General features: G+C 68.9%; 25 protein-coding genes. 6 read left to right on the forward strand and 19 right to left on the reverse strand.

The features are described from left to right. The 4 genes from ACFWP3_RS07100 to ACFWP3_RS07115 form a co-directional block, all read right to left on the reverse strand. Positions 1 to 545: DUF2637 domain-containing protein (locus ACFWP3_RS07100; RefSeq protein ID WP_384217018.1), on the reverse strand; the 545-nt coding region annotated here is incomplete at its 3' end. An 82-nt stretch (positions 546 to 627) separates the two neighbouring features. Further along, positions 628 to 1,323 carry a WhiB family transcriptional regulator gene (locus tag ACFWP3_RS07105; protein ID WP_384217020.1) on the reverse strand — a complete coding sequence of 232 codons (696 nt, stop codon included), beginning with the start codon at positions 1,321 to 1,323 and terminating at the stop codon, positions 628 to 630. Between the two features lie 64 nt (positions 1,324 to 1,387). Next, on the reverse strand, positions 1,388 to 2,143 hold the full coding sequence (locus ACFWP3_RS07110; RefSeq protein WP_384217023.1) for an ATP-binding protein: 756 nt from the start codon (positions 2,141 to 2,143) through the stop codon (positions 1,388 to 1,390). Then, complete coding sequence (locus tag ACFWP3_RS07115) at positions 2,140 to 3,270, reverse strand: hypothetical protein (protein ID WP_384217024.1); 1,131 nt, start codon at positions 3,268 to 3,270, stop codon at positions 2,140 to 2,142. Before ACFWP3_RS07115 ends, ACFWP3_RS07110 begins: the two co-directional genes overlap by 4 nt. A 1,040-nt stretch (positions 3,271 to 4,310) precedes the next feature. Here ACFWP3_RS07115 and ACFWP3_RS07120 point away from each other — a divergent pair. Beyond that, complete coding sequence (locus ACFWP3_RS07120; protein ID WP_384217027.1) at positions 4,311 to 5,657, forward strand: helix-turn-helix transcriptional regulator; 1,347 nt, start codon at positions 4,311 to 4,313, stop codon at positions 5,655 to 5,657. Positions 5,658 to 5,885: 228 nt separating this feature from the next. After that, positions 5,886 to 6,311: an acyl-CoA thioesterase gene (locus tag ACFWP3_RS07125; protein ID WP_384217029.1), complete on the forward strand. Its 426-nt coding sequence runs from the start codon at positions 5,886 to 5,888 to the stop codon at positions 6,309 to 6,311. Between the two features lie 68 nt (positions 6,312 to 6,379). On the opposite strand, the gene ACFWP3_RS07130 is transcribed toward ACFWP3_RS07125, so the two are convergent. The 14 genes from ACFWP3_RS07130 to ACFWP3_RS07195 all read right to left on the reverse strand — a co-directional run bounded on the left by ACFWP3_RS07130 (position 6,380) and on the right by ACFWP3_RS07195 (position 19,824). Next, complete coding sequence (locus ACFWP3_RS07130; RefSeq protein WP_384217031.1) at positions 6,380 to 7,168, reverse strand: 3-deoxy-manno-octulosonate cytidylyltransferase; 789 nt, start codon at positions 7,166 to 7,168, stop codon at positions 6,380 to 6,382. A gap of 4 nt (positions 7,169 to 7,172) precedes the next feature. Continuing rightward, complete coding sequence (locus ACFWP3_RS07135) at positions 7,173 to 8,294, reverse strand: adenosylhomocysteinase (protein ID WP_384217033.1); 1,122 nt, start codon at positions 8,292 to 8,294, stop codon at positions 7,173 to 7,175. A 24-nt stretch (positions 8,295 to 8,318) separates the two neighbouring features. After that, positions 8,319 to 9,320, reverse strand: a complete 1,002-nt coding sequence (locus ACFWP3_RS07140; RefSeq protein ID WP_384217036.1) for an NAD-dependent epimerase/dehydratase family protein — start codon at positions 9,318 to 9,320, stop codon at positions 8,319 to 8,321. A gap of 32 nt (positions 9,321 to 9,352) precedes the next feature. Further along, positions 9,353 to 10,189, reverse strand: a complete 837-nt coding sequence (locus ACFWP3_RS07145; protein WP_384217038.1) for a phosphotransferase — start codon at positions 10,187 to 10,189, stop codon at positions 9,353 to 9,355. Beyond that, positions 10,186 to 10,842 (reverse strand): histidine phosphatase family protein, encoded by a 657-nt coding sequence (locus ACFWP3_RS07150; RefSeq protein ID WP_384217041.1) that lies wholly within the window; start codon positions 10,840 to 10,842, stop codon positions 10,186 to 10,188. The genes ACFWP3_RS07145 and ACFWP3_RS07150 overlap by 4 nt, the downstream gene beginning before the upstream one ends. Continuing rightward, entirely contained in the window at positions 10,839 to 11,597 is a 759-nt protein-coding gene (locus ACFWP3_RS07155; RefSeq protein WP_384217043.1) for a phosphotransferase, read from the reverse strand. The genes ACFWP3_RS07150 and ACFWP3_RS07155 overlap by 4 nt, the downstream gene beginning before the upstream one ends. After that, a complete protein-coding gene (locus tag ACFWP3_RS07160) occupies positions 11,594 to 12,439 on the reverse strand; it encodes a class I SAM-dependent methyltransferase (RefSeq protein WP_384217046.1) in 846 nt (281 codons plus the stop codon). The genes ACFWP3_RS07155 and ACFWP3_RS07160 overlap by 4 nt, the downstream gene beginning before the upstream one ends. Positions 12,440 to 12,470: 31 nt before the next feature. Beyond that, positions 12,471 to 12,983 carry a topology modulation protein gene (locus ACFWP3_RS07165; RefSeq protein ID WP_384217049.1) on the reverse strand — a complete coding sequence of 171 codons (513 nt, stop codon included), beginning with the start codon at positions 12,981 to 12,983 and terminating at the stop codon, positions 12,471 to 12,473. Between the two features lie 96 nt (positions 12,984 to 13,079). After that, the gene (locus tag ACFWP3_RS07170; RefSeq protein WP_384217051.1) at positions 13,080 to 14,132 is read right to left on the reverse strand and encodes a hypothetical protein; all 1,053 of its coding nucleotides are present in this window, start codon (positions 14,130 to 14,132) and stop codon (positions 13,080 to 13,082) included. After that, on the reverse strand, positions 14,129 to 15,856 hold the full coding sequence (locus ACFWP3_RS07175; protein ID WP_384217053.1) for a carbamoyltransferase: 1,728 nt from the start codon (positions 15,854 to 15,856) through the stop codon (positions 14,129 to 14,131). Before ACFWP3_RS07175 ends, ACFWP3_RS07170 begins: the two co-directional genes overlap by 4 nt. Next, positions 15,856 to 16,812: a thymidylate synthase gene (locus ACFWP3_RS07180; RefSeq protein ID WP_384217056.1), complete on the reverse strand. Its 957-nt coding sequence runs from the start codon at positions 16,810 to 16,812 to the stop codon at positions 15,856 to 15,858. The genes ACFWP3_RS07175 and ACFWP3_RS07180 overlap by 1 nt, the downstream gene beginning before the upstream one ends. Continuing rightward, entirely contained in the window at positions 16,809 to 18,659 is a 1,851-nt protein-coding gene (locus tag ACFWP3_RS07185; protein WP_384217058.1) for a hypothetical protein, read from the reverse strand. The genes ACFWP3_RS07180 and ACFWP3_RS07185 overlap by 4 nt, the downstream gene beginning before the upstream one ends. Beyond that, a complete protein-coding gene (locus ACFWP3_RS07190; RefSeq protein ID WP_384217059.1) occupies positions 18,656 to 19,312 on the reverse strand; it encodes an HAD family hydrolase in 657 nt (218 codons plus the stop codon). Before ACFWP3_RS07190 ends, ACFWP3_RS07185 begins: the two co-directional genes overlap by 4 nt. A 23-nt stretch (positions 19,313 to 19,335) precedes the next feature. After that, on the reverse strand, positions 19,336 to 19,824 hold the full coding sequence (locus tag ACFWP3_RS07195) for an ATP-binding protein (protein ID WP_384217061.1): 489 nt from the start codon (positions 19,822 to 19,824) through the stop codon (positions 19,336 to 19,338). Positions 19,825 to 20,168: 344 nt separating this feature from the next. On the opposite strand from ACFWP3_RS07195, the gene ACFWP3_RS07200 reads away from it, so the two are divergent. The 4 genes from ACFWP3_RS07200 to ACFWP3_RS07215 all read left to right on the forward strand — a co-directional run bounded on the left by ACFWP3_RS07200 (position 20,169) and on the right by ACFWP3_RS07215 (position 24,841). Beyond that, positions 20,169 to 21,557, forward strand: a complete 1,389-nt coding sequence (locus ACFWP3_RS07200; RefSeq protein WP_384217064.1) for a Tat pathway signal protein — start codon at positions 20,169 to 20,171, stop codon at positions 21,555 to 21,557. 75 nt (positions 21,558 to 21,632) lie between these two features. Then, the gene (locus ACFWP3_RS07205; RefSeq protein ID WP_384217066.1) at positions 21,633 to 22,118 is read left to right on the forward strand and encodes a TrmO family methyltransferase; all 486 of its coding nucleotides are present in this window, start codon (positions 21,633 to 21,635) and stop codon (positions 22,116 to 22,118) included. 1,140 nt (positions 22,119 to 23,258) lie between these two features. Next, a complete protein-coding gene (locus tag ACFWP3_RS07210; RefSeq protein WP_078632552.1) occupies positions 23,259 to 23,456 on the forward strand; it encodes an AlpA family transcriptional regulator in 198 nt (65 codons plus the stop codon). Further along, complete coding sequence (locus tag ACFWP3_RS07215) at positions 23,447 to 24,841, forward strand: tyrosine-type recombinase/integrase (RefSeq protein ID WP_384217068.1); 1,395 nt, start codon at positions 23,447 to 23,449, stop codon at positions 24,839 to 24,841. The genes ACFWP3_RS07210 and ACFWP3_RS07215 overlap by 10 nt, the downstream gene beginning before the upstream one ends. A gap of 160 nt (positions 24,842 to 25,001) precedes the next feature. On the opposite strand, the gene ACFWP3_RS07220 is transcribed toward ACFWP3_RS07215, so the two are convergent. Beyond that, positions 25,002 to 26,525 (reverse strand): aldehyde dehydrogenase family protein, encoded by a 1,524-nt coding sequence (locus ACFWP3_RS07220; RefSeq protein ID WP_384217070.1) that lies wholly within the window; start codon positions 26,523 to 26,525, stop codon positions 25,002 to 25,004. Positions 26,526 to 26,557 lie beyond the last annotated feature (32 nt).

Consider the following 26,557-nt stretch of genomic DNA (forward strand, 5'->3'; position numbering starts at 1 on the left):
GGGGTGGGGGTCTGTGCGGTGGGGGTGGCGGTCGGGGCCTGGGTGGGGTCCTGTGGTCCGGCGGTCCCGCTCGGTCCGGGTCCGGTCCGGGTCTCGGTCCGGATCTCGGGCCGGCTGTTCCGGACGGGCCTGGCGACGCGCTGCTGGATCTGCCTCATCAGGACTCCGAAGGCCAGCATCGCCCCGGTCGGTGGGACCGCCGCGACCAGGTAGTCCAGGAGCGGAACCGGACCAGTCGTGGTGCCGTTCACGCCGGCCACGTTCAGGGCGATCGATCCGAGTGACCCGACAGCCGTCAGCCCGACCGCCCACCAGTCCGTCACCCTGCGAAGTCCGGCCCGCAGCATCAGTAGTTCGCCGGCGACGATGAACATGTCCAGCGTGGCGGGCCAGGCCCACTGCCGGATCGGCGAGCGGTCCAGGCCGTGTCGCCCTGCGACTTCGGCGAGGTGTGCGTAGGAGAGCCAGAATCCGGCGCCGGTCAGGACGATGATCACTGTCCCGGCAGCGATCAGGGCGTATCGGTCGGCGGTCTCCTCGGTCAAGGGCTCCCTTTCTCCGGGCTCGCTGGGGGATGTGGTGCGCGTCCGCCGGTGGTGGGGCGGGCGGGAGGTAGCGCGGGGCAGTTCAGGCCGCCTTCTTCAGGGCGTTGATCAGTTCGTGCGTCTGGGCCTGGCGAGGCACCTGACAGAACGTTTCCTCGGGGGCGGTCTCGCTGCCGGCTTCCTCGCCCTGGTCCGGGGTGTCGGCTTCCTTGCTGTCCGCGGCCGGGACCTTCCAGTACCGGTCGCGGTCGGCCACCGCGTGGCGAGCCTCGCGCAGGAGGTCGCGGGCGTGGTCGAGGTCGATGCGCAGGGCATAAGCCAGGCGTGGGGCGCTCCAGCCACGGAGGTACGCGGCGCGGCTGACGGCGTCTCGCTCGGACGCGGTGAGGTGGACGTCCCGGCCCATGAGGGCGGCGCGGACCCGGGCGTAGTCAAGGCGCTTGGCGACCTTGGCGTGCCACGGCTTGCGTTCCGCCTCGGTCAGGCCGCCCCACATGCCCCAGCGGATGTCGTTGTCCAGGGCGTGCGTGAAACATGTCTGGCGTACGGGGCAGGCGCCGCAGAGCGACTTGGCCTCGGCGATGGCGGCGTGGGCGCGCGGTGCGGAGAAGAACAGGCGGTCGGCCTCGTCGGGGGCAAGGTCGTGGCACCTTCCGCGGGCGTGCCACGAGATGTCAGCGATGCCGCGCAGTTCGGGGGCGGGCTGGGTGTTGGTGGTGATGTGGCGCATGGGGTGGGTCTCCAGGGCATGCCGGGCGGCGGCGAGCGGGTGCGGCACGCGGCGGCGGGTGCCGGCGGACCGGCTCGCGGGCCGGGCGGTGGAAGGTGGTGGGCGCGGCGGGTCAGGCGGCGCGGAAGCGGCGGTCGGGGCCGTCGAGGTGGACCGGGGTGCACATGCCGGACAGGCGGCTCAGCACGCGGTCGCCGACCTTGTCCCGCAGCACCGGCTGGCCGGAGGCCATCCCCGGCATGCGGACCGGCGGCAGGTTCGAGGTGACGATCGTCGGTAGCTGGTTCTGCGCCCGCCAGTTGAGCAGGCGGAAGGTAATCTCCTCGGTCCACTCGCTGGTCTTGGCGGCGCCGAGGTCGTCGAGGAGCAGCAGCGGGATCCGCACGATCCGCCGCAGGAGGTACTCGGGATCCCCGCTGCCCCGGGCCCGCATCTCGCCGAACAGGTCGGCGGCGGTCGTGGCGTGCCAGCGCACCCCGCACCCTGCGGCGGTCAGGGCGCGGATGGCGCCGTACGCCTGGTGCGTCTTGCCGGCGCCGGTCGAGCCCCACAGCAGCAGGCTGTGACCGTGGGTGATCTCCCGCTGCCCAGGCGTCCCGAAGTGCGGGATCAGCGGGCTCGCCGCGTGGCCGACGGCGCTACTGGCGATGGTGTGGACCCACTCGGCTACGGCGGGATGCTCGACCTGGGCCTCGCGGTAGTCGCGCGGGATTCGCAGCTGAGCGGCCTCCAGAGCGGGGATCGCTTCCGGGGTGTCCGCGACCGGGGCGGTGGGGTCGATGCCGCGCTCGGCGAGCTTGCGTCGCATCCAGACCATCGCAGCGTTGTCCGCGGTGGTTTGGGGGTCGGCGAGGCTGGTGCGGTTCACAGGGCGACTCCGAAGGTTCCGGTCGGCTCGGTGGGGTTGAGGTACGGCGTGTATGCGGGGGAGGCGCTGGCCCAGGGCCCCGCGCCGGAGGCGGAGGACGGGCTCGAGCTCGACGACGGCGCTGGCCCGGCGTTGAGGAGTTCGTTTACCAGGCTCGGCAGGACGCTGGGGTTCAGCCCCTTGGCGCGCAGCCGATCCAGCGCCGGCCTCAGGACGTCGGGGCCGTAGCCCTCGTCCAGCAGCGAGCGGATCTCCTTGCCCAGGTGCCCGAGGACCTTCTTCGGCGGACGCCCTCCGGGGCAGCCGCGCAGGTACTCGGCCATCAAGACTTTTGCCGACCACTCGCTCGCGTCGGCCGCCTCCAGCACTGTCTCCGGGGAGGAGCCGAGCGCGGGCGCCTCGCGCCCCCTACGGGAAGATCCAGGATCCAAGATCCTAGATCCAGACCGTGAACCCTCAGTGAATGTGGCGCCCGTCATGTCATCCACCTGGGCTCCACTGTCCTGACCTGCGGATTCCCTTGTGGGGCTGGCGAGCGTCGGGCGCGGGGGCGATGTGGCCTCGGCGTCACCCTCCGGGGTGAGAGTGGCGCGCGTCACAGTGGGCCTGGATGCGGGCGAATCGGACGGAACGGTTCGCGTGAGCGCTCCGTGAGCGGTCGCGGAGGCGTCTGCGCCGACGTGTGCCTCGTGGGCTTCGGGGGGCGGCTGCCGGAGGCTGGCCGCCGTATGGGCCTGGGCGTGGCACTGGGGGCGGTCGCACTCGCCGCACGCCTTCGCCGCCTCGTGGGCCGGGCAGCGGGGCAGTCGCGACTCTGAAGCGCGGTTGATCTTCTGGTGCCGGTCCCAAGTCACGATGTGAAGCCAGGACTTGCCGTCGCAGCCGGTGTACCGGCACACCAGGCCGGCCTCGGCCAGCTGCTCCAGGTCGTGGGCAACGTGGGCGGGGGTGTGCTCCGGGCGCAGCGCCCACAGCCGCCCGGCGATGATGGCGGGGTGGTCGCGGAATCGGCCGGAGTCGTCCGCCTGGGTCAGCAGCCCGAAGAACGTGAGCACCGCGGTGACATCGACGGCGGCAAGGTCCTCGGATTCGAAAGCCTCGGGCTTGATGGTGCGAATGCGTGCCATCAGACCTCACCCCCGCGCCAGAGGCCCGAAAAGGGCGGGTGAGCAGTGTCCGCTGCACAGTCCGCGGCGGCGACCCGAGGGTCCGGCCTTTCGCGCAGGGGCGTGCCCATGCAAAACTCTCCCTGAGTGATGCCGCAGCCGGTGTGTCCCGTAGGAAGGGCCGGCGCGGTGATGACGGGTCTCTCCGGCCGTTGCCTCGGCTGGAGATGAGACTCTTCGCGTCCGGCGCCCGGGAGTTGCCTTCTCCCGGGCGCTGACTGCATTTACGGACTAGCCGCTTGGTGCGTCCTGCATGCGTTCCTTTCGCCGATCACCGGGTTGCCTCCCGGTGGGGGACGACGAACATACGCAGACGCCCGCACAAGATCCAGACCTGGCTCTACAAGCCGTGAAAGGTTGTACGTGCCAAGTATTTCGTCGATGCGTCAGGGCGTGCAGGTGTGAGCCGTTGTGCGGCAGTGACGCCCAGGCGCACTCCGGGCACGCCAAAAAGGATCTTCAAAAGGGCCCCCACGTTCATGAACCGGCAGGCTGTCGCTCTGTACCGGCTGGTCAGGTTTGGATTTAAGCCCGCAGGCAAAGCCTTCGTCAACGGCATCTCAAGGGCGAATCCACGCGCGTAGATTGATGTGTGGGGCGCGTGAAGGTTGGATGGGGGATCCGAGTAACACCCTTTCCCTTCAAGGGTGGTTGGGGGGTTTGCTTCGAATCCTCTGGGGTGGCCGTCGGTGGCGTGAATGGCCATTCGTCGGCTTGCAAGAAAAACCGGCAAGGATTTGCCGCTTTCCTGATCATGGAAAACTGCAGGTGGGGGAATGTCCAGATTCGTCATGGAAGGCGGCTGGGTGCCGGCGGTTATGGTTGCACGTTTAACCAACCGCCCTGTGGTCGAGACCACAAATTGTGGAAAGCGTTCAACGTCGTCGTATCGTCTTTGTGGGAGACATCCGGCCGGGGGGCCTGCATTCGTGCTGCCCCTCTTTTTTCATGCCCTCGACCGGATGTCGCCCTGGAGACTGCGGAGACAAAGGAAGAGCCTCATGGTTGCTCAGGGGATAGTCCCCTTCGGTGCTGACCACGCCGAGAACAAGGGCGCACACGGCGGAGAAATCGCCGGTCAGTTCATGGGGTTCGGCGGCTGGCTGAAGAGATGGCGCCAGGCGGCGGGGATCACCCAGACCCCGGTGGCCAAGGCCCTCGGCATGGGGGTCCGGACCTACCGCAACGTGGAGAAGGGGGCCGTCCCGCCCCGATTCACCAAGCCTCAGTGCGAAGCACTCGCGGACCTGCTCGGGCTCGACAAGAGCGAGCGCCACGCCCTGCTGCTGTACAACATCGGCACCACGCTCGACGGTGACCCTCAGATCGATGCCAGTCCGGAGCTGCGCCGGGCGCTTCGCCTTCTGATCGACAGGCAGATGCCCTCGCCCACATACCTCACCGACCGCAACTGGAACATCCTCGCGTACAACGCGGCGATGGCCGAGTGGTGGCCCTGGGTCATGGAGCCGCGTGCCAACCTCATGCGCTGGGCCTTGACGAACCCCGAGGCGCGCACCCAGTACCACGACTGGGACATGCATGCTGCGGCCTACGTCCGCCTGCTGAAGTTCGCCCAGGCCACCCACAAGGACAACACCGAGCTCGTCGACCTAATCGCCGAGGTTCGCCAGAACCCTGACGTCGAGCGGATCTGGCGCACCGAGGCCGATCTGGAAGCCGACCGGGACGGCCACGTTTTCCGGATGATCATCCCCGCCCTGGGCTGGGAGACCGTCGAAGTTGTCTCCCACGTCCTGTACCCGGCGTCGATGCCCCACTGCCGATTCGTAGTGATCACCTGGGTCGAGACCGAGTCCTCGGATGACGAGACCGACGCCCTGGGAGGCAAGCGCAACGCCTGGGCCCATGCTGAGCCCAGCACGCCCGCTCCTCAGCCATCGGCCCAGGCCGAAGCTGATGCCGCCCGCCGCCGTGCGGCCCGCGCGCTCACCGCCCGCCTGGTCGTCGACAGCGCCGACGAAGCCGCAGCGCTCGCCGGCCCCGACGGCGTGCCGCTCCCCGCGCTGAGCGCCCTGGCCGGTCCGGAGTGCCAGCTCACCCTGTCGCCCGCGAACCACTTCGTGGTATGGGCCATCCGGGAAGCACCTGGAGAGTGGGGCATCACGCAGCTGGGGGCCGGAGCCGTCATCGACCGCATCCACCAGCCGATCGTCGACCCCCAGGCCCGAGCGGAGCTGAAGCTGCTCCTGCGTGCCTCGCTGCCGAACTCCGTCCAAGCGGCGTTCAGCCGACTCAGTGAGCAGCTGCCCCAGGCGGACCTCCGGGCCACCCTCCTTCGCGAGATCTTCAACGACCTCCAAGCGGGCGAGGAGCTGCCCCGCTAGCTGGTGTGGCTAGCTCGTTGACCAAAGCAAGTCACTTACTGTCACGACTGGTGCTGCCTCCGTCTGGGCGCTGGGAGGGCGGGGCGTGGCCGTCCGGACGCAACGGAACGTCCGGACGGTCGATCCCCGCAGCCCGTGGGCCTTCGGCACGGAGGGTACGCCAGCCCCTCCTCGGATCGGCCGGGTGCCTCGATGGTGCGGCAGATCCCACAACCCTCAGGAGCCGCTGTGTCTCGACACATCTACGACTGCCCCGTTCGCTGGTCGGACCTCGACGCGAACGGACATCTCAACAGCTCTCGCTACGGCGTCCTCTTGGAAGAGACCCGCATGCGCATGTTCAGCATGTTGGTCCCCCAGGATCCCGCCGAGCGCCTCTCCCGCAACTTCCTCCTGCGCGAGCAGACCATCCGGTACCAGCACCCGCTGGACACCTGGGAGACCCCGGTGCGGATCGAAGCCTGGGTGACCGACGTCCGGCGCGTCTCCCTCACCTTCCACTTCGAGGTCAAGGACGACAAGCACGTCTACGCCACCGCGACCTCCGTCGTGGCCGGCTACGACTCCATCCGGGGTGGCATCCGCCGCTTCGAGCAGAACGAGCTCGACGTGTTCAACAGCTACGCCGACACGACCCAGACCGGCGACAACTGATCGGCACGGCCAGACCGTGAATTGATCTTCTTGGCGTCAGCGGGCGGGAACCAGAACCTAACCAAACACTACTGGGGCCGGCCCTGCGTCCTGCTACGAAGCAGCGCATGTGCCATGGAGAGGTCCTCCGGAGTGTCGACCGCTAGACCATCGTCCGTTACAGCGACCATCCGTACGCCGTGGCCGTGTTCGACGAGGCGCAGCATCTCCACGCTTTCGGCTCGCTCCAACGGGCCCTGGGGGAGCTGCTGGAACAAGCTGAGGGCCGTTCTTGTGAAGCCGTAGAGCCCGAGCTGCCGCAGGTACCTCGGACGGTCACCGCGCGGGTAGGGGATCGGTTGGCGGGAGAACATGAGGGCGTTGCCGTCGGCGCCGACGGCGACCTTGACGACATTGTGGTTCAGTACCGCGCCGGCGTCGTCCAGCTCCGTGTACGCGTTCACTGCGAGCGTCCCAGGCGGCAGGTGCGTGAGGGCCTCGGAGACAGCGTCGATTGCTGTGGGGGAGACGAACGGCTCGTCGCCCTGGACGTTGATGTAGGCGTCGGCGGGCAGGCGTTCCGCGCACTCCGCGACGCGGTCGGTACCAGTGAGGTGGTTCGCGGTGCGCACGCAGTCGATCCCCAGCTCGTGGCACACCTCCTCGATGCGCTTGTCATCAGTTGCGACCACCGCGCTGTGAAGGCGTCTCGCCTCTACGCAGCGCTGGTGGACGTGCCACAGCAGCGGCTTGTTCCCGAGCTGCGCCAGGGGCTTTCCCGGGAACCGGGTGGATCCCCAGCGGCACGGGATGACGGCTATGTGGCGGCGGGGTGCGGCGCTCGGTGTCGGCGCGGATGTGCTGGGGGATGGAGGCACGTGGTCACCTATCGAAGTGGTTGAACCAGACCCTGGCGATGGCCTGGCGGTCAGGCGTCGGCATCTCGTGTATGCCGGCGTGGAAGTGGCCGCGGCTGAGGGCCGCGGTGGCGGCGAGAATCTCGGCCTGAACGAGGTGGATGTAGGTGCCTACTGCCGCGCCGTGCACGAAGTTGACGGCGCCACCGTCGGCCAGGACGTAGAAGTAGTGGCCCGTGATTTCGTACCGCGTCAGATGCTCGCCGACCGGGGTGCGCTGGTAGTGCCCACGGAGGCTGCCGAGTTCGAGTTCGTCCTCCGAGGACGTCACCGAGGCGAGGTACGCCCCGTTGCGCAGCGCCGAGAAGTCACCTTGGCGGAGGGCCAGGTTGCCGGTGGCGCAGAGGACGAGTTCCGCGTCCTGGAGTGCGGCGGCAGTCGACGTGCTCGTGCGGAAGCCCTGGGAATGCGCCTGCACTCTCCTGATCGGATCGGTGTCGTACACCGTGACGCGGGCGTCCTGCGCACGAAGTGTCTGAGCGATGGCCCGGCCGACCTTGCCGAACCCGATCACACAGGCGTTCCGGCTGGTCAAAACATCGCCGCGGGCGCGTACCAGGGCGTCGGTCGAGAAGACGATGGATCGGCCCACGAGGTGGTCCTCGCAGTCCTTGAGCGGGGAGCGGGCGACCGAGACGACAGGGCAAGCGAGGTGGTCGAGTGCGGCGTACCTCTGGTGTCCGTTCTCTGTGTCCTCGACGACACCGAGTATGCGGCCGGAGAACTTCTCCACCAGGGTGTCAAGGCATGGTGCGAAGTAGCCCCCGATGTCCACCAGGACTACGTTCCTGCCGCCGACAGTGTCCTCCAGGTATTCCAACGCCCTGGTCGGGTCGGTGAACAGCTCGCGGCTCAGGTCATGGACCGTGAAGGCACATCGGACGTCCTTCAGTGTCGGCTGGTCGATGGACCTTGGCTTGGGCAGGACTGCGCCGACCGTGGAGATCGACGCCATCGCGCGGAGGAACGCCGGCCGCTCAGAGAGCAGGTGCGTGATGATCAGAGTGGTGACGTTCTCTGCGGCGGGGAAGCGTGCCGTGACCTGCCGGAAGAAGGCGTCCAGGCGCGCCTTCTCAGGACTCTCCACTGCGACGCCTCCTGGTCCTGGCCGTCATGCCGCACGGCCGTATGCGGGGGACTCAGCAACCAGGGCCTGCATGTGGGCCCGCATGCCGTTGTGAATGTCGACCTGGGGCTGCCAGCCCAGGACCTCATGGGCGCGGCCGGGGTTGGCGAGGGTGGTGAGGACGTCGCCGCTGCGCGGGTTCTCCTGGTGAACTTGGACCTCGCGCCCGGCAAGGCTGTTCGCGATGTTGATCACGTCGAGCAGGGAGGCGCTCGAACCGCCTCCCACGTTGATCACTCCACTGGCCGTCGGGAGGGTGCCCGCGGCGATGGTGGCGGCCACCGCGTCGTCGATGTACGTGAAGTCTCGCCGCTGGTGACCGTCCCCGTACAAGCGCAGCGGTTGGCCGGTCAGGGCGGCCGTGAGAGCGCGGTGCGTGAACATGTCGGGGCGCTGCCGGGGGCCGTACACGGTGAAGTACCGCAGGGCGACGACGCTGGTGGGGCAGTGAGCCTGGGCGGAGTGCGCGAGGCAGAGCTGCTCCTCGGCGAGCTTCGTGACCGCGTACGGGGATGTCGGCTGGGGCCGATCGGTCTCCACGCTCGCACCCCCGTCGGTGGGGCCGTAGACGCTGGAGGAGGAGGCCGCCACGAGCCGGGGAACTCCCATACGGGTGACGGCGTCCATAACGCGGTGGGTCGCGAGGACGTTGGAGGCGACGTACTCGCCGAACCTCGGTCCCCATGAGGGACGCACCCCGGGGATCCCCGCCAGGTGGAATACCGCGTTCGCGTCGACGAGAAGCGGATCGATCGGGCAACTGAGGAGGTCGGCGGTGACGTGCATGTACCCCGGAAGCCCCTGCAGGACGGAGAGGTTGGCTGCTGCCGTGCGGTCGGTGGCCGGGTCGCGCCGATCGACGCCGATGACGACGGCGCCGGCCTGGACGAGGGCGTGCGCGAGGTGGGAGCCGATGAAGCCGGCGGCGCCGGTCACCACCGCCCGACGGGGGACAGTGGCGGTCGGGTGGGACAGGTGCTGTGACACGGGGTTCTCCAGGAATCGAGGGACGGGGTGGCTTAGGTAAGACGGGCCAGAACCGTCCGGCCGTGGGTGCTGAGGGAGAGGTCGTTCTGCTCATGTCCGCGGACCAGGGAGGTGACGGCCTCGATCGCTCCGAAGGACTCGAGTAGCTGCTGTTCGGTGTCGTTCAGCGGCTTTCCGTATCCGGTGAAGAACGCCGTCCGCAGGTGGGGTGCCGCCTGCCAGCGGCGGAACTCGAGCCGGGCGAAGTCGCGGATGCGGGCGTCGCGGCGCATGTGCTCGAAGTCGCACAGTCCGAAGGCGTCGCCGAGGAGCCAGTTCCGCGGCTGATAGTCGAGGTGGCACACCGCGCTGTCCATGAGCGTGTTCGCCAGGACGTTCGCATTGTGGCTCAGTCGCTCGCGTTCGAGCGTGGAGACGAGGCCTGCCCGGTCCGCGCGAGCGGTCCAGTCACCCAGCCGCTGGGCGAGGTCCGTGCCGACAGCGCCCGAGCGCGGCACAGAAGTGGCGTGGTGCAGCTTGCCCAGCACGCGCCCGGCCTCGTAGTGGGCCTGCTCCTCCTCAGGCGATCCTGGTGCGACGGCATCCGCCCGTACGCCGGGGACAGCGGTGAGGAGCAGGGTGCACGTCCTGTCCTGGCGGCCCACCACGTGGGGCACGTGGCCGGTCAGCTGGGATCCCCAGGTGAGATAGGCGTGCAGTTCCCGCACGTACCGGTCGCGTTCGCTGTGCTGCTTGGCGAAGAACTCGTTGCCGTTGGCGTCGACCAGATGCAGGACGCGGTGCGGGAGCGTCGGCTCGTGCACGATCCGGACCGCCCCGAGCGCGCCCCGGGCCAAGTTCAGGCGCGGGTCGTCGAACTGTGTGATCACGCGGCCGCCTCCCGCGCTAAGGCGGCGAGGTGCTCGGTGTCGTTGTGGCGGTCGAGCATCCACCGCCTCTGCCCGAGCCGGTTGAGGTGGTGCTGCCAGCGGGTGATGGACCCGTGGGAGACCGTGAATCCGGCTGGGGAACCGAGGGGGATTCCCAGGAGCAGGGTGTGCGCGACGATCACTGTCTCGCCGTGCGCGGCAACCAGGACGCGCTCGCCCTCATGCTGCTCGATGAATCCCTGCAGGAAGCGGCTGGCCCGCTCCAGGTAGCCGTTCCACGTGTCGGATCCAGCAGCCCAGGGCCTGTCCGGGTGGGCATGCGGCCCACCGTCGGCAGCGTCCTTCACCTCGGTCCAGGGCATGCCGTCAGCGGCCCCGTGGGCTGGGCCGTCGAGACGATCGTCGGCGGACACGGGGATGCGAAGGGCCTGGCTGATGATCTCCCCGGTCTGGCGCAGGCGAATGCGAGGGCCGGCGTAGAGCGCGTCGAACGGCTTGGCGCGGTGCTCGGCGGCAAGGCGGAGCGCGACTCGCTCGACCTGCGCGTATCCGCGGTTGGTCAGCCCGGTGCAGGTGCGCGGGCCTCCCACCAGGCCGTCGAGGTTGCACTGGGCCTCGCCGTGGCGGATGAAGACGAGTTCGGTGGTGATCATGCGGAACCTCGGAGGAAGAGTCGGGGCCAGGTGTAGCGGTAGCCGTTGCGCCCGATGTAAGGAGCGGTCAGTACGGAGTGCAGGGCGAGGAAGTCGTCCAGTCGCTCGCGGTCCGTGGTGCCGAGCCGGGTGGCGTGGCGTTCGGCGGCCTCGTTGTAGGTGAGCAGGGCGGCGTCGATGGCTGGGGCCGGGAGGGGCCCGTACGTCAGGCTCAGCGTCACGATCAGCTTCGCCAGGTCGTAACCCATCGGGGCGAGCGTGAGGTCGTCGGTGTCGACGGTGTAGATGTCGCCGGCCTCGGTGACGATGAAGTTCCGGGGATTGCTGTCTTTGTAGAAGGCAGTTGGGCCCTCGGCGGTCTTCTCCAGCAGCCCGAGCATCACCTGGAGGGCGGCCGGGTCCGGCAGGTGGCCCTGCTCGAGTCTTTTCCGCAGGGCGGTCTGGCGGGGACCGATGTAGTCGTCGAACGCGGTGCCGTCGCGGAATCGGTGTGGGGTGTTCAGCGCGGCCGGTCGGAGGTCGCTGGTCCAGGCGGCTCCATGGGCGTCGCCGAGCAGCGCGGCGAGGGACGGCAGGTCCTCGGGCCGGGCCGGGCGCCCGTCGATCCGCTCGTACGTCAGGCTGGTCGGCCCGACCACCGACAAAGCCGGCAGGCGCAACGGCTGTACGTGCTCGGAGAGCCAAGCGTGGTGGCGGGCTGCCGAGGCTACAGAGCCAGGCGTCTCGTAGTGCTTGGTGAAATGGCGGATCCTCACTGCTGTCCTCCCCGCGCCTGGGCCACGACGAAGGTCACGAGGGACTTGGTGGTGAGAGGCCGGTCCGGCAGAACCTCGTGCAGGGTCGCCGCGAGGGCGCCCGCATTGCCGTACAGGCCGGGGGCCAGGTTGTACTTCGGGTTGGTGGCCAGGTACTCGGCCAGGTGGTCATGGCCGTCGAAGGTGAAGCTGTGCTCCTCGTGCTCCACGACGAGCACATCGAGCGACACAGCGGCTACGTCGGCGAGGTTGCCGCTGTGCACCGAGATGTACAGGCTTTCGTGCTGCTCGGCTCGCCGGTCGAGGCCGACGGCAGCGACCAGCTGGTCCATCTCTCGGTAGCTGTCGAGCCCCTTCGTGACGAGCACGGCCAGACCGCCGGGAGCGAGCGCCCGGTCGATCTCCGCGACCACCGCCTGCGGGCGCGGTGAGTGGTACAGGCAGAACGCGGCGACGACGATGTCGCACGACCCGGCCGGCACGGGGAGACGGTGGAAGTCCCCCTGCATAAAGCTCACCGGGAGGCCGGGTAGCCGCTGGGCGCGCTGGCGGGCGTGCTCGATCAGGGCCGGCGCGGCATCGAGGCCGACGACGCGCCGGGGCTCGAGTTCCTGTGCGAAGGCCAGGCTGCTCGTGCCGCGACCGCAGCCCAGGTCCAGTACCAGGCCCAGACCGTCCGGTCGCTCGTGGTGGTTGCGCACCAACCCGACGATCGTGTCCGGTACGGGCCCCCCGGAGGTCTTCGCCCGCATCAGGGCATTGGACCGGCCGGCCAGTCGAGAGGCGTGCCCGTACAACTCCGTCTGCCGCCCGGGGTCCAGGAAGGGGTTGGTGCCGCTCATGCCGCGCCCTCCACTCGGGGGCGCGGAGTGCTCAGCGGTGCTCGGCGGCGACCTTCCGCAGCCAGCGGTGCGTCCGCCGCCGGTTGGACAGCAGCACCACGTCGGCCCGGCCCGAGGCGAACTCCTCGATCTTGGCCATCACGCGCGGGCGCATCTTGCGGCGGTACGTCGCCACGTACTTGATCACACCCCAGTGGATGCGATTGTGCACGCCGTTGCCCTTGTGCCCGGCCCCGTGCCGGATCTGCCGGGAGAGGATCCCGTACAGCGCGGCCATGGTCGAGACGTCCATCAGGACCACCGTGTCGCAGGCTTCGAGCCGAATCTGCAGCGTCGAGTTGTAGTTCCCGTCGATCACCCACTTCGGCTGCGCGACCAGCTCCCGCTGCAGGGCGGTGAACTTCTCCGTCGGCAGCTCGTTCCACTCGTCGTCGTAGTACGCGGCGTCCAGGTGGGTGACCGGGGCGTCGAGAATCCTGGCCAGCTCGCGTGCCAGGTACGACTTGCCGCTGCCCCCGCAGCCGACGATGGCGACCTTCTTCATGGTGCTCCAGCGTAGAGGTGCGCGGGTGCTCGGTCGCACCCGACGTTCGAACTGGTTCGGCGATTCCAGACGCCATGGCCCGGGAGGTCAGCTGCGTCATGCCGCTCCCCGTTGCACCGAGACGGGGCCGGCGGTCGTGGCCAGGACGGCTTCCAGCACGTCGGCCTGCCGACTCAGGCGGAACAGGTTCAGGCGGTCCAGGCAAGCCGCGACCAGGTCCGCGTGCTGCTGGGTGCCGGCGATTCGCTGGAAGTGGTTCAGCCGCTCGATCACCTCGCTACCGGAGCTGACGATCAGCTCCTTGGGCACGAAGCGGTCGGCGTGAAGGATGTCGGCAGGGGCGAGCGGGAGGCAGCCGGCGAGCACGGCCTCGAAGATCCGCTGCGTCATCTGCCCGACGGCGGCGTACCGCTCCGGCAGCATGAGCACCGTCGCCAGGGACCTGCCGTACACCGCGTGGACCGCCTCGAACGGGACTCTGCCGAGGAATCGGACGTGGGGCCAGCGGCTGTTCTTGGTCCACTTGCCCCCGACCAGGTGCTCGAACCGGGCGGCGGCCGGCGCGAAGAAGCGGTCGAAGTGCTCGTCGCGGTCGTACTGGTTGCCCACGTAGCCGAGGACGAGATCCCGGGGCTTCTGGGTGAGGGCGACCGGATCCGCCGACGCGAGGAGCTGGTCGTCGACCGGGAAGAGCAGGCGGTGGGCGCCCGGTGTCGGTTCGAGAGCGGCCTCGCACACGCTGGTCTGACGGGCGCTCCGCAAGACGCTGTCCAGCGGGAGCTGGCGGTCCTTGTCCCAGAGCACGGTCGGCGTCTTCTTGCGCACGGTGTACCGGTTGACCAGTTCGGCCTGGCGGTGCAGGTCGCAGGTGTGCCCCTCAGTGCCGCACGGGGTGGTGTTGCGCCCGTTGATCGCCCAGCGCCACTCCAGGAACAGGACATCGATGTCCGGGCTGCCGCCGTGGAATGTGTAGGCGTTCCCCAGGTCATCGCCGGCCTCGATCAGGTCGCGGTTGGCCTGCAGGAAGACGATCTCGTGGCCGCGGGCAAGGAGAGCGTCGATCAGTGGGCGGCGGTGGCTGCGTCCCCCATCCGGCGTGTCGGTGATCCCGTTGCCGAGGAAACCCCAGAAGCTGTATCCGATCTTCACTTGGTGATCCACCGGCCTTCCAGCAGCAGGGCGTCCAGCCCCGAGTTGACCAGGCAGTCCAGCGCCATCTCCGGTGTCCCGCAGATCGGCTTGCCCTTGACGTTGAGCGAGGTGTTGATCAGCAGGGGTACCCCGGTGCGGCGGGCGAAGGCGCTCAGGACGTCGTGCATGAACGCGTTCTGCGACCGGGCGACGGTCTGCAGCCGGGATGTTCCGTTGGCGTGCACGATGGCCGGCACGCGTTCGCGAGCGTTGTCGGTCACGCCGGACGCCATCGACATGTACGGGGCCTCCTGACCGAGGGTGAAGAACTCCCCGGCACGTTCGGCCAGGACCATGGGGGCGAAGGGGCGGAACGGCTCCCGGAACTTCACGGTGGCGTTCAACCGCTCGACGACCCCGGGCTCCAGGGGGGAGGCGAGGATCGAACGGTTCCCCAGGGCGCGGGGGCCCGCCTCGACCTGGCCCTGGAAGAGGCCGACGATCATTCCGTGGGCGAGCTGGTCGGCGAGGAACTCTGCAGTCTCGACGCCCAGCGGTTTCTGCTGGAGATCGGGCCACGGCGTGAGGTCGAGGGCCTGGTTCTGGAACGACGGCCCGAGGTAGCAGGCCCGGGCGACGCCGGACACGGGCCGTCGGCTGCGGCCGCCCGTGTGCACAGCGATGGCGGCTCCGATCGCGGTGCCGGCGTCGCCCGGGGCAGGCGGGACGAACACCTCGTCGAAGATGCCCTCCTCGATGATCCGGCCGATGCCCACGCAGTTCGTGGCGACTCCACCGCCGACACACAGACGGCGCGATCCGCTGATCATTCCGGCCCGGCGGGCCAGGTGCACCATTACCTGCTCGGTGCGCGCCTGAAGGGCTGCGGCCAGATCCCGGTGGACGTTTTGAAGTGGCTCGCTCGGGTGACGCTCGGGGCACGTCTCGGTGATGAAACGCCCGGAGGTCCGCGGGTAGCCAGAGGTCAGTACGCGTGGCGGGAAGTATCCAGGGTCCACCACGAACCCCGTCGGCGTGGTGCGCACAGCCCGGGCGAACAGGTGCTGGAACCGCTCCGGGTCGCCAAGGGCGGCGAGTGCCATCACGGTGCCCTCCTCGTCACCGCGACGCCACCCGAGGTGCTCCGTGACGGCGCCGTACACGTAGCCCAGCGAAGCGGGGTCGTTGATCGCCTGCAGGGTGCGGACGGAGGGGCGGAGCGCGTCGTGCCCGCGGGCGATTGTCGTGGTCTGACGCTCGCCAAGGCTGTCGACGACGAGCACGGCAGACTCGTTCCACCCAGAAGCGGCGAACGCCGCAAGCTGGTGGGCCCGGTGATGCAGGACAGGGAGGACGCGGGCGGAGGGGAACCGCCGGCCGAGCGCGCGCGTGCGCAGTTGGGTTCGCAGTGCCACCTTGGCGAAGCCGCGAGCCCTCGGCAGCGCCCGGTCGCGCGTCGCCGGCGACAACGCCAGGCGAAAGGCCGCCGACGACTCGGCGAGGTAGTGAGCGGGCCGGAAGTTGTAGGCCACCGCGTCGATGTCCGCGGCGGTGAGCCCGGCCTCTCCCAGCAGCCAGTCGACAGCGTGGTGGGGATAGTCCTTGGTGTGCTTCTGCTGAGAGAGCCGCTCCTCCTCGACGAAGCCGATCAGCTCCCCGTCCACGAGTAGGGCGGCGGAGGAGTCGTGCGTGAAGGAGCACAGGCCGAGGATGACCGAGGGCGCGCGGTTCGTCGCCGCCATCACCGCGTCCCCGCTGACTCGAGCGTGGTGGAGGTACGGGCACGGTGGTTCAGCTCGCCGTACCAGGCGGTCAGCGCCTCGCCCAGCGGGCCGTCGGTCTTGTCGGCGACCCGCCACGCCTGGTCACGGGAGCCCTCCTTCCACAGGCGGTAGCTGTGGAGGGTGGCTGCCATCGTGTCCCAGCCCGGGTGGCCGGTCACGTCCCGTGCCACGACCTGGTCGAGGAGGCCGTCGAAGCCCCGCCATGGAGTGGTGAGGTCCGGCATGATCGAGCTCGCGGTGACCGAGCTCAGCTGCTCGGCTTGGTCCAGGTGGTCGTCGTAGATGTGCAGCGATCCCACGTGGTGATGGAACTCGCCCAGCTCAGCGTCGAGCCAGCCCGCGACCAGCTCGTGGAGCACGGTGTAGAAGAACAGGTCGTACGGCATGCCGATCCACACGTCCTGACCACGCATCGTGGTCGACATGTGCAGGCGGCCGGCACGCAGGTAGAAGCGAAAGCCCAGCGTGCAGGGCACGTCCTTGTGTCCGGCGGCGTCCTGGGCCGGGTCGTAGAGCTGGATCAGCGCCCGGCGGGAGTCGGGGTCCTCCTTCAGGATCTCGACGACGCGGCTCAGCTGATCCACGCTGCCCGACCAGTTCCGCATCCGCGGTCCGTACGCACCCCGCAGGACACCGTCGTCGGCGTACTGCCGCAGACGCGCGTTGTAGTCGAAGATCCACGGGGCGTCCGAGCCGGAGAGGTGCCACACCGTCTCCGCCACGGCGAACGCGGGGTTGATGACGCGCACCGGCGGTGCGGACAGCAGGCGGGCCCGCGGCTGGGTCAGTCGCATATGGACGTCGAGGACCTCACGGGTCGCCATGCCGCGCGGGCTGACCCTCTCGCCGTTCTTGGCCAGGGCGACAGCGCCGACGAAGAGTTCGGCGACGCTGTCGGCGGTCAGGTGTGTCATCGGGCGGTTGCTCCTTCGCCTTGCGGCAGTTCGGACTCGGTGCCGCGGGCATCGTGGTGGGAGTGAGTGGAATGGCCGTCGTTGCGGCGGGTGATGAGGCGCGCGACCAGGGCGGCGCTGTCGCCGTGCCACCGGCACACCGTGTCCGTCGCGGCCGAGACTTCAGGCGGGCGCGTTCCGGACAAGGCGGCGAGGGCATCGGCGACGTCATCGGAGGTGCTGCACCGCCGTGCGAGGCCGTGCTCGGAGAGCCCGAGTGTGCGCTCGCCGGGTGATCCGATTTCGAGCACTGGAACGCCCACCAGGGCGGCTTCGATACCGCACGTCGAATAGGCGCTCGCCACGGCATCGGCACCGGCGAGGCAGCCGCGAGCTCCGACCCGGGGATCGGCGACGGCAATGAGCGGCCGGCCGTCCCGTTCGAGTAGAGGGGCGAAGACGTCCAGGCTCTGCGCAGGGTGCGGCGCGATGACGAGGCCCCAGCTGTCGCTGGCCTTCCACAGGCCGTCCAGGAGGAGATCCGCCTGCGCTTTGAGCCGGTCAGGTCCGAAGGGCTGGCAGGCCCACACGGCGATACGGCTAGGTCCTGGGCCAAGGGCGGGTGCCAGGAGTGTCTCCAGGTAGCGCCGCTGGGCCTGGCTGTCGAGCTCGGCGAGCGCGTCGAAGTGGGGCTGGCCCAGGACATGGACTTCGGCATCAGGGCGGCGGGCCCACGCCCTGGCGAGAGGGAGATCCCGTTCACCCATGACGATGATGTCCCGGCTGTGCAGCGCGGGCCATGCGACCGACTCGGCCGTCCAGGCCCCGTGCTGAACGTGCATGGTGTTCGCGCCATGGCGCTCTGCCGCATGGACGGCCAACGCACCAAGTGGGCTGGTGTCGTTGCTGACGAGGACGGTGTGCGGCCGGGTTGCGGCGAGAACGCCGTCCAGCCAAGTCTCCGCCTGGATCACGGAGCGCCACGAGGGCTGGGTGCACCCGCCGCTCGTCTCCAGTAGTACGGACACGAGACGGACCAGACGAGCCAGCTGCACCTCGTGCTCGTCGACCCGGACGATGCGCCTGTCGTCCCGCGCCCGCAGACCGGCCACAGCGCCGGAGAGGTCGAAGAGACCGGTCGGGGGCGAGCACAGGTTCACCCCCGCGACTCCCGAAGCCGGGCACTGCTCCGCCGGGTCGGTCGCCAGGTCCACCACGAGGCTCGGGGACCCCTCTCGGGCCAGTTCCCCCAGCACCGGCAGGAGAGTGTCGGCGTGGCGGGAGGACCAGGACAGTGCCACCACCTCGCACCGCGGCAGCTCCGAGGGGGCCGGGCTCGGTGCCGCTACGGCTACTGGGCGGGGAGGGAGAGGGAGGTTGCGTAACTGAGGGGAACGGCGGGGGTTGTGGGGGGCCGCGGCTCCGAGCAGGTAGGCGATGCCCGACCAGGTGACGGTGTACGCGCGGTACTCGCGGGAGCTGCTCGACCGCAGCCCGACGAGTCCTTCGTGCGGCGCGGGCCTCAGCGGACCGGGGGCCTTCACGAACGGCTCCCAGGCGCTGAGCGCGGCCAGCTTGCGGACGACCTGCGTGACCAGGCGCCGCGTCGGCACGTGCTGGACGTACGACCACCCCGCACCCCCCGGCGTCCTGGCCAGATCAGCGCCGTACGCTTCGAGGGTCTCCATCACCTGGTCCACCCGCGCTCCGGCTGATGCCGGTTCGACGGGCAAGGCCTCCAGCTCGGACGTGGTGATCCGGTCGGACTTCATGGTCGCGAGAGCGCCCTCGCCGACCAGTGCCCACAGGGGCTTGCCAGCTGACTCTGCCCGGGCGATGCCGAGGGCCGTGCGCTTCGGCGGTGTCATACCGGGCTCCCTTCGAGGAGCGGCCCGGCGTCCATGAGACGCAGCAGGTCCTTCGGGGATTCGGCGACGACGGGGGCCGGGCGGCCCGGGGCGCCGTAGCCCCAGGCCGCGTGTACGTACGGGACGCCGGCGCGGCGCGCGGCCTCCTGGTCGACCGCCATGTCGCCGATGTACAGCGCATCGGCCGGGTCGGCGCCGAGGTCGACGAGGGCGAGCAGGATAGGGTCCGGCGCGGGTTTGCCCCGGCCCACCCCGTTCGGAGTGCGCACCGTGGCGAACGGAACGCCGAGCTGGGCCAAGAGCGGGGCAGCGCGGTTCAAAGGCTTCGAGGTGACGATCCCCAGCCGCCACTCGGCAGAGGCGAAGGCGTGCAGGACTTCCGCGACGCCGTCGAACTGCCGGGCGAGATGGGACGCGGCTGTCGACGCCTGGGAGTACGTCTGGTGAATCGCCTCGGCGTCTGCGAGCCCGAGCTGGTCCATGATGTCGGCGAAGGGCCGACCCAGGTGACGCTCGTACATCTCGAAGGGCACGTTGAGGCCGTGGTCCTTCTGGACCTGCTGCCAGGCGTTCTCCATGACGGGGCGGGTGTCGACGAGCACGCCGTCCAAATCGAGCAGGAGCACGCGCAGGGGCGTGAGCCGAGATGGCATGAGTGATCTCCAAGGGCAGGGGCTCAGGGGGTTACGGGGGACTCCGTGCGCTTGATGAAGGCGATCACCCGCTTTCCGCTGCCGTCCTTCAGAGGGCAGGCCGTCCACACGTCGGCCATCGCCGACACGAGGCACAGGCCGCGCCCGCTGCTGGCGTAGAGCGAGGGAATACGCGGCACCGGCGGCTGCGGGGACTTGTCCTCCACCTCGATCCCCACGACGCCCGCCTGCAGGGCGAGCGTCAGCGTGATCTCATCGACGGGGTCGCAGTCCGAAACAGGGGGCAGGACGCAGCTGGTGTCGGGAGTCCGGCCGTGCCGCTCGGCGTTGGTGGTGAGCTCGCTGACGATCAGTACGGCCTGGTCGAGGAGGTCCCCGGCACCCCACGCCGTCAGAGCGTTGCGGGTGAAGGACCGGGCCCTGCCCGGCGCCCTGTCGTTGGCGGCCAGCCGCAGGCTCGTCTGTTGCTCGGGGGCGTCAATTACGCTTCCCAGGCTCGTGATTCGGTCCATGCTCGCCTTCTCGCAGCTCGTGCCAGAGCCCGTGGCGGGCTCGATCGGCCGTTTTGTCGGAGCACTCGAAGCGGCGGAGGTTCTGCAGCAGCAGTGCCACCACCGGCGGGTGGATATATCGCGCTGTGCGTCGGGCTGGAGAGAGGTGGGCCGCCGTGGCCCGGAGCGTCCCGGAGGCCGTCATCAGGCGTCTGGCTGGTCTTCACCGGTCTCCTCCCGAGCGAGGGCAGTTGGTGGTTTCGTTGACCAAGAGCGAACCGTGAATCACACCGCGGCGGTATCTCCGGACGGCAACCGAGGCCGTCAAACCCGTCAAAGATCGTTTTCGTGAACCGAGGTAGACGATGGCGCGCGAGCGAAACGTGAAGCTGGCCGACGCGATCGCGGAAACCGGCTGGTCGCAGCCGAAGGTGGCGGCTGCCTTCGTGAGGGTCGCGGCTGAGGTCGGCGCGCAGGAATTGCTGGGAACGAGCCGCTCGCACATCGCCATGTGGGTGGCAGGAACCCAGCCCTCCGGTAGAGCGCCCACTATCTTGTGCGAGACGTTGTCGCGTCGGCTTCAACGCCCCGTCACCGCAGCCGAAATCGGGCTCTCCTTAACGGACATGGGTGTGGCCGCAGCATCCGAGTGGCACGTCGATACGCTGACTGCGCTGGTAGACCTTGGGAGAAGCGACGTGGACCTCGAACGCCGCCGGCTGCTGGTCGGTACCGCCTACTCGGTCGGCGGCCTGACCCTGCCTGGACAGCAGTGGTGGGACGAGGCTCCTCAGCGGGCGGAGTCCCGGCAGGCCGCGACGAGCCGCAGGGTTGGGGCCGCAGAGGTCAGCGCCGTACGGGAGATGACGGAGTTCTTCTCTCGGCGAGACCAGCGACACGGCGGCATGGACGGCCGCACGGCTCTCTACCAATACCTTGTCGATGATGTCGCCAGATACATCGGCGGGGTGTTCACCAGCGACGACACTCGCCGCGCACTCCTCGCCGCTGCCTCAGAGGCGGTGTACGTCGCCGGCTGGATGAGCTTCGATGCCTCCCACCACGAAGCCGGCCGGCGCTACTTCACCCTGGCTCTCAAGCTCGCGGCCGAAGCCGACGACGCTCCGCTCGCCGGCCATATCCTGCGGGCGATGGCTCACCAGGCAACGGACCTCGGCCACCCGCAGACTGCTGTCGACCTCGCCACAGCCTCCGTCGAACGCAAGCGGTATACGTTGGCGACACCCCGCGAGAGGGCACTGCTCGGTGTTGTGCAAGCGCGCAGCCTTGCCGCCGATGGGCAGAAACGGGCGGCAATCGCAGCACTCCTGCGGGCCGAGGATGACCTTGCTGCGGCGGGCGGCGGTGACGAGGATCCGAGTCGGGTGTGGTTCTTCCAGCGGGCGTCTCTGGCCCACGAGACCGCGCGCACCCTGTGGACGCTCGGTGATCTCGACGGAGCGCTCCGGGAGTTCAACAACAGCGTGCTGACGCGGAAGGCCGACACCTTCAGCCGTACCCATGCGGTGACGTTGGGCTACATGGGCACGCTGCAGGCCCGCAAGGGCAACGTCGAGGCCGCGTGCATGACGTGGGCACAGGCGCTGGACGCGATGGAAGGCGTGCAGTCGGGCCGAGTGCGTGAGGCCGCCGTGAACATGCGACGGGTGCTGTCCCCCTTCCGTAACCGGGGGATCAGCGCGGCGGCGGAGATCGACGAGCGCGCCAAGGCCGTACTCGAACGAGTAGCCTGACGGCGCCATGGTGGTGAAGGCGGACGGCCAGTGGTCGACCGCCTTGCTGTGCCGCGAGCGGAGAAGGGGGAAGGCGTGTCCGCAAAGTCCATCGAGGTGCCGGTGATCGCCGACGTGGTCGGAGGCCACAAGGGGCGGCTTGACGACTTCAAGGGCGGTGTGGAGTCGATCATTCGCCTGCGCCCGGAGTACCCGGTGGAGACGCTGCAGGGGATCGAAGAGTTCTCCCACCTCCAGGTCACCTGGTTCTTCAACTTCGGCTCTCCCGACGACGTTGCTCTCCACGCCCGCAGTCCGCGCGACAATCCGGCGTGGCCGGCGACGGGCACCTTCGTGCACCACAACCACCGGCGCCCGGCCCGGCTTGCGACGTCGTTCCCGCGGCTGCTCCGCATCGACGGGCGAGACCTGCACGTCACCGACCTCGACGCCGACGAGGGCACCCTGGTAGTGGACCTGGTGGCCGTGTTCGATGAATTCCTGCCGAGGGGCGCCGTCACGCAGCCCGCGTGGCCCGGGGAGATGCTCGAGGACTACTGGAAGGACGCCGCAGAACGCTGATCCGGTGCGCTGATGCCCCGGTTCGCTCGGCGGGAGTTGATAGGGCCCTGCCAGCCGGAGGGCTTGTGCCGCAGAGCACCGTCCAGCCGCCCTTCCAGGGTCTTGCCGTGTAGAAGGTGCGGCTCGACTTCGGTCTCTCGCCGACTCCGCCAGCGTGACTTCATCGTCAGCGCCGCCTGCGTAGCGGTCGTTCTGCTCTTCCTCGGACCGCTGCGCAGGCGGCACCCCCGCTGGCTTCCTCGGCGCGAGCGTCGCCTACACCGTCGTCCGCCTGATCGAGCTGGGCCAGCCCCGCCGACCTGTGGCATTCCGCTCTGCGGACTCCTTCGGGCCCTTGGCTGCGCCCCGGCGCCCTCATGTTCGGCGTCCTGGTCGCCGTGGCCCTCTCCGTCATCGACCTCCTTGCCAGGGTCGCCCGCACGCACGACGTCTCCTGGGCGTGGATTCCGCCTGGCCGAGATACACGACGTCGACGCCTCGTTATCTACCACTACGACTTACCGCTGTTCTTCGCCGGCACCGAGGGCTTCCACTGCCGCGCCCTGGCCGCCGTCGACGCCCAGACCGAGCCCATTTACTCGTTCGTCCTGAGATGGAATCCAACGTCGAATTTGGGCCGCTGCCAATCTGATTTCCAGGAGTCATGGATTGGTCGACGACGGGACCGCGTAGCAGGCAGTCGTGCGTCCGAGACCAGATCGCTCACGGCAGACGGTGACGGGCCCAACAGGACTGGAACATCTCGCAGGTGCATGTCAATCTACAACCTCCCCGATCGCCCGGCGTTCCAGGGCGCTCTGCATTACGTCACCGCGTCGTAGTCCAAGGAGGGCAGCTGCTTGAGAATCCTGTTCGTGCGCTCAAAGGTCCGGGTGGCTGGCCTTGTAGTGAGCAGCGGGGGTACCCGATGGCTCGCTTGTGCAGCCCGTCCGGGTGGCGCCGGCGGCGGCGCGAAATATAGCGGATGATCCCCGGTTTCCGAAACCGGGGATTGTGCGGACCATTGCCTCTGTTCGCAGTTGCTGCACTTGGCGGTGGGGCGAAGCGAACGCAGCTGTCCACCCGCCGTGGGGGTCGGAACGCAATGCGCTTCCCTGCCTTGCGATCGCGGCCACCTGATATGCAGAGATGAGAGGAAGTATGGCTCGCCCGCCTGCCTTGAAACTTGCGGAGGTCCTGGCGGAAATCCGCATGAGTCCGTCGGCGTTCTATCGGATGCGTGCTCGGGGGAACGCGCCCAGCATGATCAAACTTCCAAATGGTGAACTCAGGTGTCGTCGTTCCGATCTGGATGCCTGGTGGGAGGCTTGCGAGAAGGATTCTGACACTTGGCGCTGAGTTACAACGTTCGCTTCTGGGACATACGTGAGCGCCCGGATCGGCGCAAGCCATTCATGGTGCGCTGGACCGTCAGCGGGCTCGAAAAGTCAGAGTCGTTCATGACCTTCGGCCTTGCCGAGAGTCGGCGTTCGAAGCTGATGACGGCAGCCCGCGAAGGCGAGGCATTTGACGAAGAGTCGGGGCTGCCGGCGTCGGAGCTGCGAGCGCTACGGCAGAAGACGACATGGTACGACCTCGCACATGAATACCTCGAGCAGCGGTGGGCTCGGACGCCGGGGAACACGCGTCGAACCCTTGCAGACGCGTTCGCCACCGTCACTCCCGCCTTGGTTCGTCCGGGATCCGTCTATCCGGAGCCGCGGGTGCTGCGGAGGGCGCTGTACTCCTACGCGTTCAACAAGAAGGCGTGGGAGCAGGAGCCGCCCGAGGAATGGAGGAAGGCGCTCGATTGGGTCAAGAGGAATTCTCTGCCCCTTGGCTCCCTGAATGAGGCCGCCGTCATGCGTCGAGCGCTGGACGCGCTGTGCCTCAAGCTGGACGGAAAGCCTGCTGCGGCCAAGACCACGCGCCGCAAGAGATCGGCGTTCAGTGAAGTGCTCAACATGGCTGTGGAGAACGGCTACTTCGTCGACAACCCCCTAGCGGGGATCAGGTGGAACGCTCCGTCGGTCGAGGACGAGGTCGACCCGGCTTCGGTGCCCAACCCGCTCCAGGTCGCTCGCTTGCTGTCGGCAGTGGGGCAACAGCGGGGCCGTGGCCCCCACCTCGAAGCGTTCTTCGGCTGCATGTACTTCGCGGCCATGCGGCCGGCCGAGGTGATCCACCTCCGTCTCGAACAGTGCCACCTGCCCGAGACGGGCTGGGGCATGCTCAATCTGACGGGCGGCGTCGTCACCGCGGGCAAGGACTGGACGGACGACGGTGAGGTCTACGAAGTCCACTCGCTCAAGCGCCGTGCCGCGACGGCAACCCGACCCGTTCCCATTCCGCCGCAGTTCGTCCGCGTCCTGCGTGACCACGTCGAGCGCTTCGGTGTCGCCCCGGACGGGCGGCTGTTCCAGAACCAGGCAGGCAACTACGTGGAGGCGGCGGCGTACGGGATCACCTGGTCGAGAGCGCGGGAGTATGTCCTGACCCGCACGGAGCTCGCGGCCGGTCTGGCGAAGCGGCCCTACGACCTGCGGCATGCCGGGATCTCGTTCTGGCTCCACTCGGGTGTCGACCCTGCTGAGTGTGCTCGGCGGGCCGGTCACAGCATCCACGTCCTGTTCAAGTACTACGCCAAGTTCCTCGATGGCGTTCAGGAGCAGGCCAACCGTCTCATCGAGCAGTCCATGGAGGAGTGGGACCGCGTCAGCAAGGGCGTGCCACCCACCCGATGAGCCCGGTTTGGTCCGTGACTGGTCCGGAACAGCCGGTCTGGAGTGGGAGAGGGGCGGGATGAACTGGGAGGAACAGGAAAATCCGATGTCCGCGTCGAGAGGGTCGCGCCAACGGCGCCTGACGGGCAAAAGCCCAGGTCAGGCGCCGTTTCTTGTGGTCCTAGAAGAAGCCGAGCTTCTTCGGCGAGTACGAGACGAGGAGATTCTTCGTCTGCTGATAGTGCTCCAGCATCATCTTGTGCGTCTCGCGGCCGATGCCCGACTGCTTGTAGCCGCCGAAGGCCGCGTGGGCCGGATAGGCGTGGTAGCAGTTCGTCCACACGCGGCCCGCCTGGATCGCGCGGCCCGCGCGGTAGGCGGTGTTGATGTCGCGGGTCCAGACGCCCGCGCCCAGGCCGTAGGACGTGTCGTTCGCGATCCGCACCGCGTCGTCGAAGTCGTGGAACGAGGTCACCGACACCACCGGGCCGAAGATCTCCTCCTGGAAGATCCGCATCCGGTTGTCGCCCTCGAAGATGGTCGGCTGGACGTAGAAGCCGCCCGCCAGGTCACCGCCGTGGTCCACGCGCTCGCCGCCCGTGAGGATCTTCGCCCCCTCCTGCCGGCCGATCTCCACGTACGACAGGACCTTCTTCAGCTGCTCCTCGGAGGCCTGCGCGCCGATCATCGTGTCCGTGTCCAGCGGATGCCCCGGCACGATCAGTTCCGTGCGCGCCACCGCCGCGTCCAGGAAGTCCCCGTACCGGCCCCGCTCGATCAGGGCGCGCGACGGACTGGTGCACACCTCGCCCTGGTTGAGGGCGAACATGGTGAACCCCTCCAGGGCCTTGTCGCGCAGGTCGTCGTCGGTCGTCCAGATGTCGTCGAAGAACAGGTTCGGGCTCTTGCCGCCGAGCTCCAGGGTGACCGGCTTCAGGTGCTCGGCCGCGTACTGCATGATCAGCCGGCCGGTCGAGGTCTCCCCGGTGAAGGCGACCTTCGCGACGCGCGGGCTGGAGGCCAGCGGCTTCCCGGCCTCCTCGCCGAAGCCGTTGACGATGTTCACCACGCCCGGCGGCAGCAGGTCCGCGACCAGGCTCAGCCAGTAGTGCACCGACGCCGGGGTCTGCTCGGCGGGCTTGAGCACCACCGTGTTCCCCGCGGCCAGCGCCGGGGCCAGCTTCCACACGGCCATCAGGATCGGGAAGTTCCACGGGATGATCTGGGCGACCACGCCCAGCGGTTCGTGGAAGTGGTAGGCCACCGTGTCGTCGTCGAGCTGGCTCAGGGCCCCCTCCTGCGCCCGCAGCGCCCCCGCGAAGTAGCGGAACTGGTCGATCGCCAGGGGTATGTCGGCGGCCAGGGTCTCGCGGACGGGCTTGCCGTTCTCCCAGCTCTCCGCGACCGCGAGGGCCTCCAGGTTCTGCTCCATCCGGTCCGCGATGCGCAGCAGGATCGAGGACCGCTCCGTGACGGAGGTCCGCCCCCAGGCGGGCGCCGCCGCGTGCGCCGCGTCCAGGGCCCGCTCCACGTCCTCCGCCGTACCGCGCGCCACCTCCGTGAAGGCCTCCCCGGTGACGGGGGACGGGTTCGCGAAGTAGCCGCCCCGGGCGGGCTCGGCGTACTCGCCGCCGATGAAGTGGCCGTAGCGGGGTGCGTACGACATGAGCGCCCCTTCGGTACCGGGCGCAGCGTAACGGGCCATGGTCTACCTCCCCTTGCCGGGCGCCGGCCACC

It is taken from the genome of Streptomyces sp. NPDC058525 (assembly GCF_042719495.1).
GTDB lineage: Bacteria > Actinomycetota > Actinomycetes > Streptomycetales > Streptomycetaceae > Streptomyces.